This window comes from Pantoea agglomerans (genome assembly GCF_021397715.1).
Lineage (GTDB): Bacteria > Pseudomonadota > Gammaproteobacteria > Enterobacterales > Enterobacteriaceae > Pantoea > Pantoea astica.
This window is the reverse complement of the sequence record NZ_CP090207.1, coordinates 4,029,125-4,046,761: the sequence shown is the minus strand read 5'-3', so window position 1 is coordinate 4,046,761 and position 17,637 is coordinate 4,029,125. Positions and strand designations below refer to the sequence as shown.

The following is a 17,637-nucleotide window of genomic DNA, read 5'->3' as shown; positions in this document are numbered from 1 at the left end:
TCCCGGTCTGCATTTCTGCGTAATCTACTCCCCTCTTTTTACAAATTATTAACTTCTTATGGACGCTCTCTCGTTGCGCGCACAATGGACACTGCTGTTATTAAGCTCGGTGCTGTTGGGCGGCGTGCTGCAATTTTTTCACCTGCCCGCCGCGCTGTTGCTGGGGCCGATGATTGTCGGAGTGGTGATGGGGCTGTCCGGCGCCACGCTGCGAATTGATAAACGGCTGTTTCTGCTGGCTCAGGCGATCCTGGGCTGCATGATTGCGCAGAGCCTTTCACCTTCGATTCTGACGCCGCTGATTCAGGACTGGCCGGTGGTGCTGGCGGTGTTGCTGCTGACGCTGGCCGCCAGCGGGCTGTCGGGTTTTCTGCTGGTTCGCTTCAGTCATCTGCCCGGCCCGACCGGCGCATGGGGATCGTCACCGGGCGGTGCCTCAGCGATGGTGGCGATGGCCGGTGATTTTGGTGCTGACGTGCGGCTGGTGGCGTTTATGCAGTATCTGCGGGTGCTGTTTGTCGCGACGGCGGCCGCAATGGTGGCGCGAATCGGGCTGGGCGATGCAGCCCACAGCATTTCGACGATTTGGTTCCCGCCGCTGAATCGCGGTTTTGCGGTGACGCTGGCGGTCATGCTGATAGGGGCATGGCTCGGCACCCGGCTGCGTATTCCTTCCGGTGCCTTATTGCTGCCGGCGCTGGCCGGTGCGGCATTGCACAGCAGTGAAATAGCGGTTTTGCAGGTGCCGGAATGGCTGCTGGCGCTGGCGTACGCGCTGATCGGCTGGAGCGTCGGGCTGCGCTTCACCCGACCGGTCTTTTTGCTGGCATTACGTACGCTGCCGCAGATGCTGGCGTCAATCTTTGGATTGATGCTGCTCTGTGGTGGGCTGGCGTGGATGCTGACGCGGGTACTGCATATCGATCTGATGACGGCCTATCTCGCCACCAGTCCCGGCGGGCTGGACACGGTGGCGATTATTGCTGCCGGCACCCAGGTCAACATGGCATTTGTGATGGCATTACAGACGCTGCGGCTGTTCACCATCCTGTTGACCGGCCCGGCGATGGCGCGCTTTATCTCACGCTATGCGCGGCCGGCCACGGAATGAAAATGCCACCGCATCACAGACGAACACCAGCAGCGCCAGCCAGATAAAGCCAAAGGTCACCATTTTGTCTGGCGTGATAGTCTCGCCGTAGAACACCACCGCCAGCACGAACATCAGCGTCGGGCCCAGGTACTGAAAGAAACCGACGGTGGAGAGACGCAGGCGGCTACAGGCAGCGGCGAACAGCATCAGCGGAATGGTGGTAACGATACCGGCCGCCACCAGCTTCAGGTTCAGGCTCAGCGGATTGGCGGATAAGTGGCTGGTGGCGCTGTCGGCAAAGCCAAACAGGTAGATGGCCGCCAGCGGAAACAGCCACAGGGTCTCAATCAGCATCCCGCTCTGCGCATCCACCTGAATCTTTTTACGCAGCAGGCCATAAAAGGCAAAGCTTAGCGCCAGACCCAGCGCGATAATCGGCAGCGAACCGAACTGCCAGAGCTGCACCAGCACGCCGACGGTAGCCAGCAACACCGCCAGCCACTGTAAGCGGCGAAAACGCTCGCGCAAAAACAGCATGCCGAACACCACGTTAATCAGCGGGTTAATAAAGTAGCCGAGGCTGGCTTCCAGCATATGCTGGTTATTGACTGCCCAGATAAACAGCAGCCAGTTACCGCCGATAGTGAGCGCGGTGATCGCCAGCAACAGCACTTTTTTCGGCTGGCGCAGCACGCTGCGTACGCCAGGCCAGCTGCGGGTCAGGGAGATCAGGATCAGCATAAACAGGGCTGACCAGATAACCCGGTGCGTCATGATCTCGGTTGCCGGAACGGCTTTCACCAGTTTGAAATAAGCCGGGGCGATACCCCAGATAAAGTAAGCACCCAGTGCAAAGCCGACGCCCTGGCGAGTTTGTTGCGTATCCATGTCAGTTCCGTTGTCAGGCAAAATTAGCCGATCAGATAAGTGGCGGTTGCTGTGGCGATATAATCGCCCTGCTGGTTGTGTAATTCGACGCGGGCCACCGCGACTTTGTTGCCGGCGCGCAGCAGGCTGCTGGTGGCGGTAAAGCGTTCACCGCGTCCCGGCCGTAAATAATCAACGCGCATGTCGATGGTGCCCATGCGGGAGAGACGCTGACGTAACTCCTCTTCGCTGATGCTCTGCTGGCGGGTGAGCGCATTGCTGACGCATACCATGCCCGCCGCGACGTCCAGCACCGAGGCGATCACCCCGCCGTGCAAAATCTGCTGTGCGGTGTTGCCGACCAGCATGGTTTTGTTGGCAAAACTGATTTCGGCATAGTCAGCCTCCAGCCGCGTCAGTTCCAGGCCTAACGCCTGATTAAACGGCATGTGATACACGAAAATTTCGCCAACCAGTTGGCGAGCTTCCTGCTGCGTCAGCACGAGTGATGACATGATGCGGTGTCCTGAAAAATTCGGGCCAGAGGGGCGCGTAATGTTAATGAGCTGTGTATTCTATGCCGCTCGCGAGGGGGTTTCCAGTTTAAGAAATCAGCTCTCATCATCATTGCCATTTGTGTGTAGAATGGCCTGCTTTTTAACACACCCTTTCGGTACTTTTTACTACGCAGCGCTCACCGGAGAATTTTATGCGTAAGCATCGCGCCTTGCTGGCGGCTATGGTATTACTTCCTGCACTGGCGCAGGCGGACGAAGCTCAGGTTAAAGATGTTCATGACGCGCCGCAGGTGCGTGGCAGCATTATCGCTAACCTGCTGGAGAAGCATGACAACCCGTTTGTTCTCTATCCTTATGAGAACAACTATCTTCTCTATACCTATACCAGCGATCTCAATAAAGAGGCGATCTCCTCCTATAACTGGGCTGAAAATGCCCGTAAGGATGAGGTAAAATTCCAGCTCAGCCTGGCGTTCCCGCTGTGGCGCGGTATCCTGGGTGATAATTCGGTGCTGGCGGCCTCTTATACGCAGCGTTCCTGGTGGCAGTTGTCGAATCGCGGTGAGTCATCCCCGTTTCGTGAAACCAACTATGAGCCGCAGATTTTTCTGGGCTGGGCGACCGATTACTCGTTCGCGGGCTGGACCCTGCGTGATGTTGAGGTGGGTCTCAACCATGAATCCAATGGCCGTAGCGACCCCACTTCACGTAGCTGGAACCGCGTCTATACACGTCTGATGGCGCAGAACGGCAACTTCATGGCGGAGATCAAACCCTGGTACCGCATTCCGGAAGGGGATAGCAGCGATGATAATCCCGATATCACCAAATATATGGGTTACTACCGCGCCAAATTGGGTTACATGCTCGGCGATAGTATCTTCAGTGTAGAAGGCAACTATAACTGGAACAGCGGTTATGGCGGCGCGACGTTTGGCTGGAGCTATCCGATCTCGGAGCACGTTCGCTTCTATACGCAGGTATTTAGCGGCTATGGCGAATCGCTGATCGATTACGACCATCGTCAGACCCGTCTGGGTGTCGGCGTAACACTTAACGACTTGTTCTAATCCCTAACGAAAGACAGGAATAGCGTGGCAACCTCGGCAGTCCTTAATCAGGAAGCGCTGGCGCAGCAGGTATTGCAGGATACCTTCGGCTACCAGCAGTTTCGTCCCGGTCAACAGACAATCATTAACCAGGCGCTGAGCGGGCGCGACTGTCTGGTGGTGATGCCGACCGGCGGCGGTAAATCACTGTGCTATCAGATCCCGGCGCTGGTACGCGACGGGCTGACGCTGGTGGTTTCGCCGCTGATCTCGCTGATGAAAGATCAGGTGGATCAACTGCTGGCCAACGGCGTGGCGGCGGCCTACCTCAATTCGACCATGACGCGTGAGCAGCAGCAGACGGTGATGGCGGATTGCCGCACCGGTCGGGTTAAGCTGCTCTATATCGCGCCAGAACGCCTGATGATGGATAACTTCCTCGAAAATCTGGCGCACTGGCAGCCCGCCATGCTGGCGGTGGACGAAGCGCACTGTATTTCTCAGTGGGGCCACGATTTCCGTCCGGAGTATGGTGCGCTGGGACGGATGCGTCAGCGCTTCCCGGAGCTGCCGGTGATGGCGCTGACCGCTACCGCCGATGAAACCACCCGCAACGATATCGTTAACCTGTTGCATATGCAGGACCCGCTGATTCAGATCAGCAGTTTTGACCGCCCCAATATTCGCTATACGCTGGTCGAGAAATTCAAACCTACCGAGCAGTTGCTGCGTTACGTGCAGGATCAGCGCGGTAAGTGCGGCATCATTTACTGCAACAGCCGGGCGAAGGTCGAAGACACCGCTGCACGCCTGCAAAGCCGTGGATTGAGCGTGGGTGCCTACCATGCCGGAATCGACAGCGAGCAGCGCGCCCGGGTGCAGGAAGCGTTTCAGCGCGACGATCTGCAAATCGTGGTCGCCACGGTGGCATTCGGGATGGGCATCAACAAGCCTAACGTTCGCTTTGTGGTACATTTCGATATTCCGCGCAACATCGAATCCTACTATCAGGAAACCGGACGAGCAGGGCGTGATGGCCTGCCGGCTGAGGCGATGATGCTCTACGATCCGGCAGATATGGCGTGGCTGCGCAAATGTCTCGAAGAGAAAGCGCCGGGTCCGCTGCAGGATATTGAGCGTCATAAGCTCAACGCGATGGGGGCCTTCGCGGAAGCGCAGACCTGTCGCCGTCTGGTGCTACTCAACTACTTCGGTGAAGGCCGGCAGCAGCCGTGCGGCAACTGCGATATCTGTCTCGATCCGCCCAAGCGCTACGACGGTCTGGTTGAGGCGCAAAAAGCGCTCTCCGGTATCTATCGCGTCGGCCAGCGTTTCGGCATGGGATATATTGTCGAAGTGCTGCGTGGAGCCAATAACCAGCGAATCCGCGAGCTCGGGCACGACAAACTGCCGATTTACGGGCTGGGCAAAGATCAGAGCCATGAGCACTGGGTCAGCGTGTTACGCCAGCTGATTCATCTGGGGCTGGTCACGCAAAACATCGCCATGCACTCGGCGCTGCAGCTGACCGAAGCGGCACGGCCGGTGCTGCGTGGTGAAGTGCCGCTGATGCTGGCGGTTCCGCGGTTGATTACCGCCAGGCCGAAAAGCAACAGTCCGGCGAAGTTTCACGGCGGTAACTACGATCGCAAACTGTTTGCCAAGCTGCGTAAGCTGCGCAAAGCGATTGCTGATGAAGAGAATATTCCGCCATACGTGGTGTTCAATGACGCCACGCTGATCGAAATGGCCGAGCAGATGCCGGTCAGCGCCTCAGAGATGCTCAGCGTCAATGGCGTCGGCCACCGTAAACTGGAGCGCTTTGGCAAACCTTTCCTGGTGATGATCAAAGAGCACCTTGATGATGAAGAGTAAAGGACACTGCATATGCTGATGTTATTCGCTACCGTGGCGCTGGTTCATCTGGTGGCTCTGATGAGCCCCGGCCCCGATTTCTTTTTCGTGTCTCAGACTGCCGCCAGCCGTTCGCGCAAAGAGGCAATGATGGGCGTGCTGGGCATTACGCTCGGGATTGTGGTCTGGGCCGGTGTGGCGCTGATGGGCCTGCATCTGATTCTGGAGAAAATGGCCTGGCTGCATCAGATCATTATGGTCGGCGGTGGCCTTTATCTGCTGTGGATGGGCTGGCAGCTGATGTGTTCAGCGCGTCAGCGTCACAAACAGCCGCAGCAGGATGAGCCGGTGGTTGAGCTGCCGAAACGCGGCATGAGCTTTATCAAAGGGCTGCTGACCAATCTGTCGAATCCGAAAGCGATCATCTACTTCGGCAGCGTATTTTCCCTGTTTGTCGGTGACGACGTCGGTGCAGCGGAGCGCTGGGGGCTGTTTTTACTGATTGTCGGCGAAACCTTTGCCTGGTTCGCGCTGGTGGCTGCCATTTTCGCGATGCCGTGGATGCGCAATAAGTATCAGCGGTTAGCCAAGTGGGTGGATGGCATGGCAGGCGTGCTGTTTGCTGGCTTTGGTCTTCATCTGATCATCTCTCGCTAATCCCGCCAGGTTATGCCGGAGCGCGCGTGGCGCATCCGGCATACACTTCACTTCTCCTCTCCCCGATATTTCATCTGAGTGACGGCTGTTACGCTCGGCGTCTGCCGATGGCGCGCTGTTGTAACCTCAGATAAATAGTCACTATTGGTTAATCAATGAAACCATCACCTCCGGTAAGGTCAGGTCTACGGACTGTTTTTTCATGGAGAGGATGATGAGAGTCAACACCGCGTTATTGCTATTAGTGACGGCTTGTCTCAGCGCCTGCGCCTCGCACGATGCTGCCGATTACCGAGCCCCTGAATCGGCGAAAGCGGATAAAGTGTCGGTGATCCTGGCGCAGGGGCTTCCGACGTCAGATCAGCAGCAGGGTGAAAGGATTAGCCAGATTTCTGCTGCTTTTCTCGGGACACCCTATCAAGCGAATACGCTGACAGGTTCGCCTGATACCCCTGAAGTGCTGGTGATCAATTTCAACGGTGTCGATTGTTTCACGCTGCTGGATTACGTGCAGGCGCTGAGCCGCAGCCACGACCGGGCCAGCTTTGAGGCTAACCTGATTCGAACCCGCTACGTTGACGGTGAGGTCAGCTATCTGAAGCGACGCCACTTTTTCTCCGACTGGTTCGCTGACCGTCCGCGCAATGCCAATGACATCACCCGCACCCTCAGCCCACAGGCGGTGACGGTAGTGAAGCAACTCAATCATCAGGCCAACGGAACAGAACGGGTGCCGGGCCTGGGTGTGATATCACGCCACATTACCTACATCCCGGCCCAGGCAATCACACCTCAGGTGCTGGAGCAGATCCAAACCGGCGATTATGTGGGCGTTTACGCCACACAGCAGGGGCTGGATGTCTCCCATGTGGGGATTGCTGTCCGGCATGATGGTCAGTTGTGGTTCAGGAACGCCTCCTCCCTGGCCGCCAATCGCAAAGTTGTCGATACGCCATTCAGGGAATATATGCGTTCAAAACCGGGCATGATGGTACTGCGTGCGGTGCCACTGACAGCGCCGTAGCGAAGAAGGGGAAGAAGGGATAATCTTTCGCGCCGACCTGAGTGCGTCGGCGCGTCAGGGATTAAGCGATTTTTCTGGCGCTTGCCAGCAGCGCACCCACCGCCATAAACAGCCCGCCAAAAATACGGTTCATCAGCTTCATCTGCTTCGGCCCTTTGATCCAGCCTGCAATGCGCGTCGCTAACGTGGCGTAGCCAATCATCACGATAATATCGACCACCACGGTGGTGACGCCCAGCACCAGATACTGCATCAGCAGCGGCTGGTGTGGCTGGATAAACTGCGGAAACAGCGCGGCAAGAAAAACGATGCTTTTCGGGTTGGTCAGGTTGACCAGCACCGCGCGTTTGAACAGGCGACGGCGTGGCATCGCTTTAGCCACCGCATCAAGATCGATGCCGCCCGCTGACCGCCACTGCTGAATGCCGAGCCACACCAGATAGGCGGCACCGGCCCATTTCAGGATTTCAAACGCCAGCAGCGACTGGGAAAACAGCGCCCCCAGACCGATACCCACCAGCACGATGTGCAACGCCAGGCCGACCTGCAAACCGGAAATAGAGGCCACCGTGCCGCGATAGCCGTGGCTGATGCCGGTACTCATGGTGTTGATTGCGCCGGAACCGGGCGACAGGCTTAAAATTGTGGTGGTCAGCAGATAGGTCAGCCACCATTCGATGGTCATGGGTTGCGCTCTCTTTGGCGGCAGAATTGTGACACAATACGCCAGAAATAAGCGCGGCGCTATGGCCGACGTACCGCATTAAAGACTCTTTTTTCCGGTCATCAGGGGGGCGAATGAATCAACATAAAGCCAGTTGGTTGCAACGAGAAAAAGCCTTTGCTGCCTTTGCTACCGGGCCGCTGCTCGACTTCTGGCACCGCCGTGAGGAACGTGAGTTTATCGGCGTCGGGAATCTCACCCTGCGCTATGTGCGTTTCACCTCTCCGCAACATCGGCGTGTCATTCTGATCGTGCCTGGCCGCATTGAGAGTTACATAAAATATCCTGAGCTGGCGTACGATCTGTTTCATTGTGGTTTCGACGTGGTGATCCTCGATCATCGCGGTCAGGGCCGATCCGATCGTTTGCTGGAAGATTCACACCGTGGTCATGTGGCTGAATTTACCCACTACGTCGACGATCTGGAAACGCTCTACCTGAAAGAGATTGTCAGCGGTCACTACCAGCAGCGTTATGCACTGGCCCACTCTATGGGCGGGGCGATTTTAACGCTGTTTCTGGCGCGCCAGCCGCAGGCTTTCCATGCGGTTGCGCTGGTGGCACCGATGTTTGGCATTGCGCTGCCGTTGCCCTCTTTCCTGGCGCACCGGATCCTCGACTGGGCTGAGAAACGGCCGGCACTGCGTGATGGCTACGCGCTGGGTACCGGACGCTGGCGTGCGCATCCGTTTGGCATCAACCGGCTGACGCACAGCGCCGAGCGTTATCGCCGCAGCCTGCGTTTTTATGCGGACGATCCGGCGATTCGCGTGGGTGGCCCGACGTATCACTGGGTGCGCGAAGGCATTCATGCGGGTCGCAACATCATCAGCCAGGCCGATAAAATCACTACGCCGCTGCTGTTGCTGCAGGCCAGTGATGATCAGGTGGTGGATAACCGCTCGCAGGATCTCTTTTGTGCTGCCATGGCGGCGGCAGGTCATCCGTGCGAAGGGAATAAACCGCGCGTGATTAACGGTGCGCGTCATGAGATCCTGTTTGAAAAAGACAACATGCGCGCCGAAGCGCTTAATGCAGTGATCGACTTTTTTTCATCGCATCGCTGACGTTCATTATCCGACTGGCTTCGGCCAGCAGAATCAGATACCCGAGGTTTTCATGTACCACATCGTTGCATCCGATCTGGATGGCACGCTGCTTTCTCCCGAACATCGCCTGACGCCTTTTGCGCGCGAAACGCTGCAACAGCTGGTCGCAAAGGATATTCATTTCGTGTTTGCCACCGGCCGCCATCATATTGATGTCGGACAGATGCGCGATAGCCTGGCTATCCCGGCGTACATGATCACTTCCAACGGCGCACGGGTGCATAATGCTCAGGGCGAGCTGGTGTTCAGCCATAACCTGGACGAAGACATCGCGAATGATCTGTTTGGTCTGCAGTATCATCACAGCGATATTCTGACCCACGTTTACCGTGATGATGAGTGGTTTGTCAGCCGTTCCCGCCCGGCTGAGCAGGATTACTTCCGTGAATCGGTATTTAACTATCAGGTCTATGAACCGGGTCTGTTGCCAACCGATAACATCAGTAAAGTCTTTTTTACCTGTGAAGATCCTGAGCATCTGATCCCGATGGAGCAGGCGATTGAAGCGCGCTGGGGCGATCGGGTTAACGTCAGTTTTTCACTGCCGACCTGCCTCGAAGTGATGGCGGGTGGCGTATCGAAAGGGCATGCGCTGGAGGCCGTAGCGAAGCAGCTGGGCCATACGCTGCATAGCTGTATCGCCTTTGGCGACGGCATGAATGATGTGGAGATGCTGAGCATGGCGGGTAAGGGCTATATCATGCAGAACGCCCATCAGCGGCTGAAAGATACCTTGCCGGAGCTGGATGTGATCGGTTCGAATGCTGATGATGCGGTGCCACAGACGCTGCGCACGCTCTACCTTTCCTGAGGATATCGCGCAAACAAAGGGCCGGTTAACCGGCCCTTTTTTATTGCCGTCAGGCCAGTTTCTGCTTGTGTTTATGCTCGCTGACCATGGTCAGCAACAGCAGGATCACCGCCAGTACGCAGCCGGCAATCATCACCAGAAAACCGCCATCCCAGCCAAAGTAGTCAACGGTGTAACCGACAATGGCGCTGGCCGCCACCGAACCGCCCAGATAACCAAACAGGCCGGTAAAACCTGCGGCGGTGCCGGCGGCTTTCTTGGGTGCCAGCTCCAGCGCGTGCAGGCCAATCAGCATCACCGGACCATAAATCAGGAAGCCAATCACGATCATACAGGCCATATCAACGCCAGGATTGCCCGCCGGGTTCAGCCAGTAAATCACCGTGGCGATCGTCACCAGCGTCATAAACAACACGCCGGTGGCCCCGCGGTTACCGCGAAACACTTTGTCTGACATCCAGCCACATAATAGCGTGCCCGGAATACCGGCATACTCATACAGGAAGTAGGCCCAGGAGGACTTATCCAGCGTGAAGTGCTTCACCTCTTTCAGGTAGGTCGGCGACCAGTCGAGAATGCCGTAGCGCAGCAGATAGACAAAAACGTTCGCCAGCGCGATGTACCACAGCAGTTTGTTAGGCAGCACATATTTCATGAAGATTTGCTTAGCAGTTAACTCCTCTTCATGACTGGCATCGTAATCTGGCGGATAGTCGTTTTTATACTCTTCGATCGGCGGCAGGCCACAGGATTGGGGCGTGTCGCGCATCAGGGCAAACGCGAAGAGCGCAATCAGGATGGCACCAAAGGCGGGCATATAGAGCGCCGCTTTCCAGTCGTTGAACCACGCCATGCCAAGCAGGAACAGCAGCGGTGGCAGGCCGCCGCCGACGTTATGGGCGCAGTTCCACACCGAGACAATGCTGCCGCGCTCCTTCTGCGACCACCAGTGCACCATGGTACGACCGCACGGTGGCCAGCCCATGCCCTGGAACCAGCCGCAGACAAACAGCAGCACGAACATCACCATAATGCTGGAGGTGGCCCAGGGCACGAATCCCATAAACAACATCACCGCCGCGGCCAGGATCAGTCCGGCTGGCAGGAAGACGCGCGGATTCGAGCGATCGGACACTGAGCCCATGATGAATTTCGAGAAGCCATAGGCGATCGAAATGCCTGACAGGGCGAAACCGAGATCGCCACGTGAAAAGCCTTGCTCGACCAGATAGGGCATCGCGAGCGCAAAGTTTTTTCTGACCAGATAGTAGGCGGCATAGCCAAAAAAGATCCCAATAAAAATTTGCCAGCGCAGACGACGGTAGAGCGGATCGACGCGATCCGCTGCTACCTGCGGCTGACGTGGTGCAGGTTTAAAAATACTCAGCATCAGTGAGGCCCTCCAGGGCACATTATGGTTTTTTACATTCCCAGCGGTGGGGTCAAAAAAGACAAAAAGAAATGGCGACGTGATGTTCCATTTCGCGCAAAGAATAAAATTAGTGACCTGACGTTACTGTGATGCGTGACACATTTGTTACAGTTTTATTACAGCGACGAGCGAAAGTGATCACCATATGGTTTATTTCGCGCATTCGGGGAAAAACGTCGCCAGCAGGAGACGGGGATGTTACAGCGGGGTTGAGCTGTTGCAGCAGTTGCGCATTGTTTGCTTTAAAAGTAATCGGATGTAAACCAGATAGTGCAGCCGATCGACAGCACATTGTTTACACTGACGCTCTGTTAACTTCGGGGTCGTTACCGTGTTCTTATTGATCATCACCACTATTCTGTGGGCTTTTTCGTTCAGCCTGATTGGCGAGTATCTTGCCGGCCAGGTGGACAGCTGGTTTTCTGTACTGATGCGCCTGGCGCTGGCCGCAATAGTCTTTTTGCCTTTTCTGCGCTGGCGCGGTTACCGTCCCTCAACTCTGCTGCTCTATATGCTGGTCGGGATGTTGCAGTTAGGAGTGATGTATCTGCTGAGCTTTGAAGCCTACCTCTATCTCAGCGTGTCGGAATTTTTGCTGTTTACGGTGATGACGCCGCTCTATGTGACCCTGATCTATGACCTGATTAGCCGCCGTCCGCTGCGGATCGGCTATATCTTCAGCGCGCTGCTGGCGGTCGCCGGGGCGGCCATTATCCGCTATGACAAGGTCAGCGATAATTTCTGGGTTGGCCTGCTGCTGGTGCAGCTGGCGAACATCTGCTTTGCTGCCGGTATGGTGGGGTACAAGCGTTTGCAGGAGACCCGTCCGATGCCGCAGCACACCGCCTTTTCCTGGTTCTACCTTGGCGCAGTGGTGATTGCGGTCATCGCCTGGTTCATCTGGGGCAATCCGCAGAAACTCCCGACCACCTCGCTGCAATGGGGCATTCTGGTCTGGCTGGGCGTGGCCGCTTCGGGTCTCGGCTACTTTATGTGGAACTATGGTGCGACCCAGGTTGATGCCGGCACGCTGGGCATCATGAATAACATGCACGTCCCCGCCGGACTGCTGGTTAACCTGGCGATCTGGCAGGAGAAGCCGCACTGGCCGAGCTTTATCGCCGGCGCGCTGGTGATCCTCGCCTCGCTGTGGGTGCATAAGCGCTGGGTGGTGGGGCGCAGTGACCGGTTATAAGGTGAAATGGGTGCGCTGACACCGGTAAATAGCGGCTGTTGCATAGGTGCGGCCTTCCGGGCTGGCGCGCCTGATCGCAAGGAATCTCACCTCCCTGTGGATCGGCCGGGCCATCCGGCCTGGACGCTTCGCTCTTCTGACGCGCCAGCCCTGGAGACGTGACAGCATCATCGCGGTTAAACCGGGGATCAGAGCGAACATGAAAGAGGAGAGGGCGGGCTGAGAAGTAAAGCGTCCGCCGCCGGGACAAAAACGGCGGCTGGCGCTCCAGGGATGCATTGACGCCGGCTTTACGCAGCAGCGCTCTATTGCCGACGGGATGACACGATATCAGGCAGGCTTCCCACTCTTAGGGCGCTGAATCATCGCCAGGCCTTTCAGGAAGTTACGCAGAATCTGGTCGCCGCACTCACGGTAATTTTTGTGGTCAGGTTTGCGGAAAATCGCACCGATTTCTGCCTGCGACACGGTGAAACTGGCGCGTTTCAGCACTTCAGGGATATCCGTGGTTTTCAGATCAAAGGCGATGCGCAACTTCTTCATAAAGATGTTGTTATTCATCTTGCGCTCAATGGAAGGAGCCGGCATCTCTTCACTTTTGCCACGACGGTAAAAGATCAGGCCGTTAAGAAAGTAGCCCATCAGCACATCGGGGCAGGGACGAAACGCGGCATCTTCATCTTTTTTCAGCCACGCCTGGATATCCGTCTGCGGGACTTCACACTGCGCCAGCGCAAAAATTTCCACCATTTTGGCATCGCTCAGATCGAGCATATAGCGCACGCTGCGCAGAATATCGTTGTTAGTCATGGTGAGATCTTCTCATGGTCAGTCGACAGGCTGCGCATTATAGGGGATTTTACTGTTGCTCGCGCAGGTTTGTACCTCGCGACTTACCGCTGCATTAACGCGGCAGGCTGCAGCGCATCCCGCACAAAGGGCAGATGTTCGCAGGCGTGCTGACGGGCAAAGCGGATAAAGGCTTCCAGCACCGGCTGACGCTGCTCGCCATCGCGCACTGCGGCATAAAGACGGCTCCACAGCCCGTCGCCCAGCGTTTTGGTCACCACCAGCCCCTGCTTCTCAAAACTCTCCACCACCCAGTGCGGCAGCGCCGCAATGCCCATCCGCGCCGAGACCATCTGGATCATCAGCAGGGTGTTATCGACGTTTTTCAGCGCCGGGCTGACGCCAGCTGGCTGCAGGAAGTGACGCCAGATATCGAGGCGCTGACGCTGCACCGGATAGATCATCAGCACCTCGTCGGCCAGATCCTCGGGTGCGATATGTTCAACCTGCGCCAGCGGATGATCCGGTGCCAGCACCAGTCGCACCTCAAAATCAAACATCGGCGAATAGAACAGCCCGGAGCGCGCCAGGATATCGGAGGTCAGCACCACATCCAGCTCGCCCTGCTGCAGCGCAGGCTGCGGATCAAAGGTGACGCCTGATTTGAAATCCATCACCACCTGCGGCCAGCTCTGACGGAAATTATCCAGCGCTGGCGTCAGCCACTGGATGCAGCTATGGCACTCAATCGCCACTCGTAAGGTGGTCTGCTGTGGTTCATGGCAGGCCTGCAACGCCTGCTGGATCTGCGGCAGCACCTGTTCGGCCAGCTGCAGCAGGATGTCGCCCTGTGGCGTGAAGCGCAGCGGCTGACTTTTACGCACGAACAGGCGGAATCCCAGCCGCTGTTCCAGATCGCTGAACTGGTGGGACAACGCCGATTGCGTCTGATGAAGCTGGGATGCCGCCGCCGCCAGCGAACCTGTATTACGCAGAGCCTGAAGCGTCCGCAGGTGCTTGAGTTCGATCATGAGAGTCCTTCACATCGAAAATGAACATATTGCGCTTGAGGAACATACAGTACCCGCAGATTATAGCGGTGTAAACATCTGGACGGCTAAACATCTTTGGCTGTCAGCCAAAGTGAAAGATTATCTGGAGAACAGCGAATGACAATCCTCAACCATACCCTCGGTTTTCCCCGTGTTGGCCTGCGTCGCGAACTGAAAAAAGCGCAGGAGAGCTACTGGGCCGGTAACAGCAGCCAGCAGGATTTGCTGGCGGTGGGCCGTGAGCTGCGGGCGCGTCACTGGCAGCAACAGAAAGAGGCGGGCATCGATCTGCTGCCGGTGGGCGACTTCGCCTGGTACGACCATGTGCTGACCACCAGCCTGATGCTGGGCAACGTGCCGGCGCGCCATCAGAATAAAGACGGTTCGGTTGATCTGGATACGCTGTTTCGTCTGGGCCGTGGCCGGGCACCGACCGGTGAGCCGGCGGCGGCGGCTGAGATGACCAAATGGTTTAACACTAACTACCACTACATCGTGCCTGAGTTCACCCAGGGCCAGACTTTCAGACTGGCCTGGACCCAGTTGCTGGATGAAGTCGATGAGGCGCTGGCGCTGGGCCACAACATCAAGCCAGTGCTGCTGGGACCGATCACCTATCTGTGGCTGGGTAAGGTGAAAGGCGAGCCGTTTGACCGCCTCTCGCTGCTGCAGGCGATTCTGCCGGTCTACCAGCAGGTCCTGGCGGAACTGGCGAAACGTGACATCGAATGGGTGCAGATTGATGAACCGGCGCTGGCGCTGGAGCTGCCGCAGTCATGGCGTGAGGCGTTCAGGCCCGCCTTTGATGCGCTACAGGGGCAGAGTAAACTGCTGCTGACCACCTATTTCGACAGCATCGGACAGAACATTGAGGTGATCCGTGAGCTGCCGGTGCAGGGGCTGCATGTCGATCTGGTACACGGCCGGGATGATATTCAGCAACTGAATCAGCAATTACCGGCCAGCTGGCTGCTGTCGCTGGGGGTGATCAACGGACGTAACGTCTGGCGTGCCGATCTGAGCCGCTGGTTTACGCGTCTGCAGCCGCTGATCGCCCAGCGCGCGCAGCTGTGGATTGGCTCCTCCTGCTCGTTGCTGCACAGTCCGATCGACCTGAGCGTCGAGACGCGACTGGATGAGGAAGTGAAAAGCTGGTTCGCCTTCGCGCTGCAAAAATGCACCGAGCTTTCACTGCTGACGCAGGCGCTCAACCGCAACGATGCCGCGTCACTGGAGGCCTGGAGCGCGCCGATTCGGGCCCGTGCGCACTCCAGTCGCGTGCATAACGCCGCGGTCAGTCAGCGTTTGCAGGCCATCACGCCGCAGGACAGCGAACGTCACAGCCGTTACAGCGAGCGGGCAAAAGCACAGCGCCAGCGCTTTAATCTGCCTGCCTGGCCAACCACCACTATCGGCTCTTTCCCGCAGACGCCGGAAATTCGCGGCCTGCGTCTCGATTTTAAACAGGGCCGCCTCGACAGCCATCATTACCGCACCGGCATCGCTGAGCACATCAGACAGGCGATCGCTGAGCAGGAGCGGCTGGGGCTGGATGTGCTGGTACATGGCGAAGCGGAACGCAACGACATGGTTGAATACTTCGGCGAACATCTGGATGGGTTTGTTTTTACCCAGAATGGCTGGGTACAGAGCTATGGCTCACGCTGCGTGAAACCGCCGGTGATCATCGGTGACGTCAGCCGGCCGGAAGCGATTACCGTTGAATGGGCGAAATATGCCCAGTCGCTGACCGACAAGCCGGTGAAAGGGATGCTGACCGGCCCGGTGACGATTCTGTGCTGGTCTTTCCCGCGCGAAGATGTGTCGCGTGAAACCATCGCGAAACAGATTGCGCTGGCGCTGCGTGATGAAGTCGCCGATCTGGAAAAAGCCGGTATTGGCATTATCCAGATTGATGAACCAGCGCTGCGCGAAGGGTTGCCGCTGCATCAGTCTGACTGGGCTGCCTATCTGAGCTGGGCGGTCGAGGCTTTCCGCCTGAATGCCGCGGTGGCGCGGGATGAAACCCAGATTCACACCCATATGTGTTACTGCGAGTTTAACGACATCATGGATTCTATCGCGGCGCTGGATGCGGATGTGATTACCATTGAAACCTCACGCTCCGACATGGATCTGCTGGCGTCGTTTGAACACTTTGACTATCCGAATGAAATCGGTCCGGGCGTCTACGATATTCATTCGCCTAACGTACCGAGCGTCGAGTGGATGGAAGCGCTGTTACGGAAAGCGGCGAAGCGGATTCCGGAAGCGCGTTTGTGGGTGAACCCGGACTGCGGATTGAAAACGCGCGGCTGGACCGAGACGCGGCAGGCGCTGGCAAACATGGTGACGGCGGCGAAGAAGCTGCGTGATGAAACAGCATAAAACGGGTCAGAACGGCGAGGCTGTTACGATATCGGGGCGCACAGCGCCCCTTTTTTGCTTATTGCGATGCGACGCCATACTGCCTGAACCAGGCCAGCATCCGCGCCCAGCCATCACTGGCAGATTCAGCATGGTAGCTCGGACGGTAGTCAGCATTAAAGGCATGTCCGGCTTCGGGATAGACGATGATCTCCGCGGTGGCATTGGCCGCGTGCAGCGCCTGACGCATCTGCTCAACGCTCTCCAGCGGAATCCCCTCATCCTGTCCACCGTATAAACCTAACACCGGGGCGCTAAGATCGACGGCGACATCGATAGGATGCTTCTGCTGCTTCATGGTCCGATCGCCGGTCAGACGTCCATACCAGGCGACGGCCGCGCGCAGTTGCGGATTGTGCGCCGCATAGAGCCAGCTGATGCGGCCGCCCCAGCAGAACCCGGTAATGCCCATACGCCGGATATCGCCGCCGTTACGCGCCGCCCAGTTGGCCGCATGATCAAGATCGGACAGCACCTGTGTATCGGGCACTTTGCTCACCAGCTCGCTGAACAGGGTCGGGATATCGTGGTAATCGTTGGGATCGCCTTCGCGGAAGTAGAGTTCCGGAGCGATAGCCAGATAGCCTTCCAGCGCCAGACGGCGGCAGATATCACGGATGTGTTCATGGACGCCAAAGATCTCCTGCACCACCAGCACCACCGGTAACGGACCGTCGGCAGATTTCGGTCTGGCATAAAAGGCGGGCATATTTTCGCCCTGGCTTGGCACTGAGGTCTCACCGGCGTGAATCGCCGGACTGTCGGTAATAATGGTGGTAGAAGCGGTGGGCAGAACGGCAGGCGCAAAGGTCCCTGCCGCGGCTTTTTGTGTCATATTATCACTGGTTTTCATTATTCTCTCCGTGCAAGCAATGGCGCAATCACGTAACTATAGCCTGGCCGGACACCGTGCGAGCCAGACGTCGGGTAACAGAGTCAGCAGCGGACAATACCATCCACCTCTTTAACACTGTGATGAGGCCGACACAGCCCCGGCGAAGCCAATGTCAGCGAAACCGATGTGATATTGTGATAA

Annotated in this window: 16 protein-coding genes; 9 read left to right on the top strand and 7 right to left on the bottom strand. The window is 57.3% G+C overall.

All coding sequences use genetic code 11. From position 1 onward, the window contains the following. The first annotated feature begins 58 nt into the window (after window positions 1-58). Window positions 59-1,111 (top strand): AbrB family transcriptional regulator, encoded by a 1,053-nt coding sequence (locus LZU96_RS19200; protein ID WP_233985648.1) that lies wholly within the window; start codon window positions 59-61, stop codon window positions 1,109-1,111. Here LZU96_RS19200 and rarD read toward each other — a convergent pair. Together rarD and LZU96_RS19190 are read right to left on the bottom strand one after the other, a co-directional pair. Then, window positions 1,082-1,981, bottom strand: coding sequence for an EamA family transporter RarD (rarD, locus tag LZU96_RS19195; protein ID WP_233985646.1), 900 nt, complete (start codon window positions 1,979-1,981; stop codon window positions 1,082-1,084). The genes LZU96_RS19200 and rarD overlap by 30 nt on opposite strands. A 23-nt stretch (window positions 1,982-2,004) precedes the next feature. Continuing rightward, the gene (locus LZU96_RS19190; RefSeq protein ID WP_233985645.1) at window positions 2,005-2,475 is read right to left on the bottom strand and encodes a thioesterase family protein; all 471 of its coding nucleotides are present in this window, start codon (window positions 2,473-2,475) and stop codon (window positions 2,005-2,007) included. Between the two features lie 194 nt (window positions 2,476-2,669). Between LZU96_RS19190 and pldA the strand changes: the two genes are divergently transcribed. The 4 genes from pldA (at window position 2,670) to LZU96_RS19170 (ending at window position 7,062) form a co-directional block, all read left to right on the top strand. After that, window positions 2,670-3,548: a phospholipase A gene (gene pldA, locus LZU96_RS19185; protein ID WP_233985644.1), complete on the top strand. Its 879-nt coding sequence runs from the start codon at window positions 2,670-2,672 to the stop codon at window positions 3,546-3,548. A 24-nt stretch (window positions 3,549-3,572) separates the two neighbouring features. After that, window positions 3,573-5,402 (top strand): ATP-dependent DNA helicase RecQ, encoded by a 1,830-nt coding sequence (gene recQ, locus LZU96_RS19180; RefSeq protein WP_233985643.1) that lies wholly within the window; start codon window positions 3,573-3,575, stop codon window positions 5,400-5,402. Window positions 5,403-5,414: 12 nt separating this feature from the next. Then, window positions 5,415-6,038: a threonine export protein RhtC gene (gene rhtC / locus LZU96_RS19175; protein ID WP_233985641.1), complete on the top strand. Its 624-nt coding sequence runs from the start codon at window positions 5,415-5,417 to the stop codon at window positions 6,036-6,038. A 214-nt stretch (window positions 6,039-6,252) separates the two neighbouring features. Beyond that, entirely contained in the window at window positions 6,253-7,062 is an 810-nt protein-coding gene (locus tag LZU96_RS19170) for a DUF1460 domain-containing protein (protein ID WP_233988238.1), read from the top strand. A gap of 61 nt (window positions 7,063-7,123) precedes the next feature. Here the strand turns inward: LZU96_RS19170 and rhtB are convergent, their stop codons facing one another. Continuing rightward, window positions 7,124-7,747, bottom strand: coding sequence for a homoserine/homoserine lactone efflux protein (gene rhtB, locus LZU96_RS19165; RefSeq protein ID WP_094120799.1), 624 nt, complete (start codon window positions 7,745-7,747; stop codon window positions 7,124-7,126). Between the two features lie 113 nt (window positions 7,748-7,860). On the opposite strand from rhtB, the gene pldB reads away from it, so the two are divergent. Next, a complete protein-coding gene (pldB, locus tag LZU96_RS19160) occupies window positions 7,861-8,853 on the top strand; it encodes a lysophospholipase L2 (protein WP_233985639.1) in 993 nt (330 codons plus the stop codon). Window positions 8,854-8,905: 52 nt separating this feature from the next. Beyond that, window positions 8,906-9,706: a sugar/pyridoxal phosphate phosphatase YigL gene (gene yigL / locus LZU96_RS19155; protein ID WP_233985638.1), complete on the top strand. Its 801-nt coding sequence runs from the start codon at window positions 8,906-8,908 to the stop codon at window positions 9,704-9,706. A 49-nt stretch (window positions 9,707-9,755) separates the two neighbouring features. On the opposite strand, the gene glpT is transcribed toward yigL, so the two are convergent. Further along, window positions 9,756-11,096: a glycerol-3-phosphate transporter gene (gene glpT, locus LZU96_RS19150; RefSeq protein WP_233985636.1), complete on the bottom strand. Its 1,341-nt coding sequence runs from the start codon at window positions 11,094-11,096 to the stop codon at window positions 9,756-9,758. Window positions 11,097-11,469: 373 nt separating this feature from the next. Here glpT and LZU96_RS19145 point away from each other — a divergent pair, with 373 nt between their 5' ends. Then, complete coding sequence (locus tag LZU96_RS19145) at window positions 11,470-12,333, top strand: carboxylate/amino acid/amine transporter (RefSeq protein WP_233985635.1); 864 nt, start codon at window positions 11,470-11,472, stop codon at window positions 12,331-12,333. Window positions 12,334-12,663: 330 nt separating this feature from the next. Here LZU96_RS19145 and LZU96_RS19140 read toward each other — a convergent pair whose 3' ends face one another. Together LZU96_RS19140 and metR are read right to left on the bottom strand one after the other, a co-directional pair. Next, window positions 12,664-13,143, bottom strand: a complete 480-nt coding sequence (locus tag LZU96_RS19140; protein WP_233985634.1) for a DUF1456 family protein — start codon at window positions 13,141-13,143, stop codon at window positions 12,664-12,666. Between the two features lie 83 nt (window positions 13,144-13,226). Beyond that, window positions 13,227-14,153: an HTH-type transcriptional regulator MetR gene (gene metR, locus LZU96_RS19135; protein WP_233985633.1), complete on the bottom strand. Its 927-nt coding sequence runs from the start codon at window positions 14,151-14,153 to the stop codon at window positions 13,227-13,229. Between the two features lie 138 nt (window positions 14,154-14,291). On the opposite strand from metR, the gene metE reads away from it, so the two are divergent. Further along, window positions 14,292-16,562 (top strand): 5-methyltetrahydropteroyltriglutamate--homocysteine S-methyltransferase, encoded by a 2,271-nt coding sequence (gene metE, locus LZU96_RS19130; RefSeq protein ID WP_233985632.1) that lies wholly within the window; start codon window positions 14,292-14,294, stop codon window positions 16,560-16,562. Window positions 16,563-16,620: 58 nt separating this feature from the next. On the opposite strand, the gene LZU96_RS19125 is transcribed toward metE, so the two are convergent. Further along, window positions 16,621-17,454 carry a dienelactone hydrolase family protein gene (locus LZU96_RS19125; protein ID WP_233985631.1) on the bottom strand — a complete coding sequence of 278 codons (834 nt, stop codon included), beginning with the start codon at window positions 17,452-17,454 and terminating at the stop codon, window positions 16,621-16,623. Window positions 17,455-17,637: the final 183 nt, after the last annotated feature.

Coding starts and splice junctions, on each gene's coding strand:
- LZU96_RS19200 (WP_233985648.1), top strand. CDS start 59: ATGGACGCTCTCTCGTTGCGCGCACAATGGACACTGCTGTTATTAAGC.
- yigL (WP_233985638.1), top strand. CDS start 8,906: ATGTACCACATCGTTGCATCCGATCTGGATGGCACGCTGCTTTCTCCC.
- rhtB (WP_094120799.1), bottom strand. CDS start 7,747: ATGACCATCGAATGGTGGCTGACCTATCTGCTGACCACCACAATTTTA.
- metR (WP_233985633.1), bottom strand. CDS start 14,153: ATGATCGAACTCAAGCACCTGCGGACGCTTCAGGCTCTGCGTAATACA.
- LZU96_RS19140 (WP_233985634.1), bottom strand. CDS start 13,143: ATGACTAACAACGATATTCTGCGCAGCGTGCGCTATATGCTCGATCTG.
- rarD (WP_233985646.1), bottom strand. CDS start 1,981: ATGGATACGCAACAAACTCGCCAGGGCGTCGGCTTTGCACTGGGTGCT.
- glpT (WP_233985636.1), bottom strand. CDS start 11,096: ATGCTGAGTATTTTTAAACCTGCACCACGTCAGCCGCAGGTAGCAGCG.
- pldA (WP_233985644.1), top strand. CDS start 2,670: ATGCGTAAGCATCGCGCCTTGCTGGCGGCTATGGTATTACTTCCTGCA.
- metE (WP_233985632.1), top strand. CDS start 14,292: ATGACAATCCTCAACCATACCCTCGGTTTTCCCCGTGTTGGCCTGCGT.
- LZU96_RS19125 (WP_233985631.1), bottom strand. CDS start 17,454: ATGAAAACCAGTGATAATATGACACAAAAAGCCGCGGCAGGGACCTTT.
- LZU96_RS19170 (WP_233988238.1), top strand. CDS start 6,253: ATGAGAGTCAACACCGCGTTATTGCTATTAGTGACGGCTTGTCTCAGC.
- LZU96_RS19190 (WP_233985645.1), bottom strand. CDS start 2,475: ATGTCATCACTCGTGCTGACGCAGCAGGAAGCTCGCCAACTGGTTGGC.
- rhtC (WP_233985641.1), top strand. CDS start 5,415: ATGCTGATGTTATTCGCTACCGTGGCGCTGGTTCATCTGGTGGCTCTG.
- pldB (WP_233985639.1), top strand. CDS start 7,861: ATGAATCAACATAAAGCCAGTTGGTTGCAACGAGAAAAAGCCTTTGCT.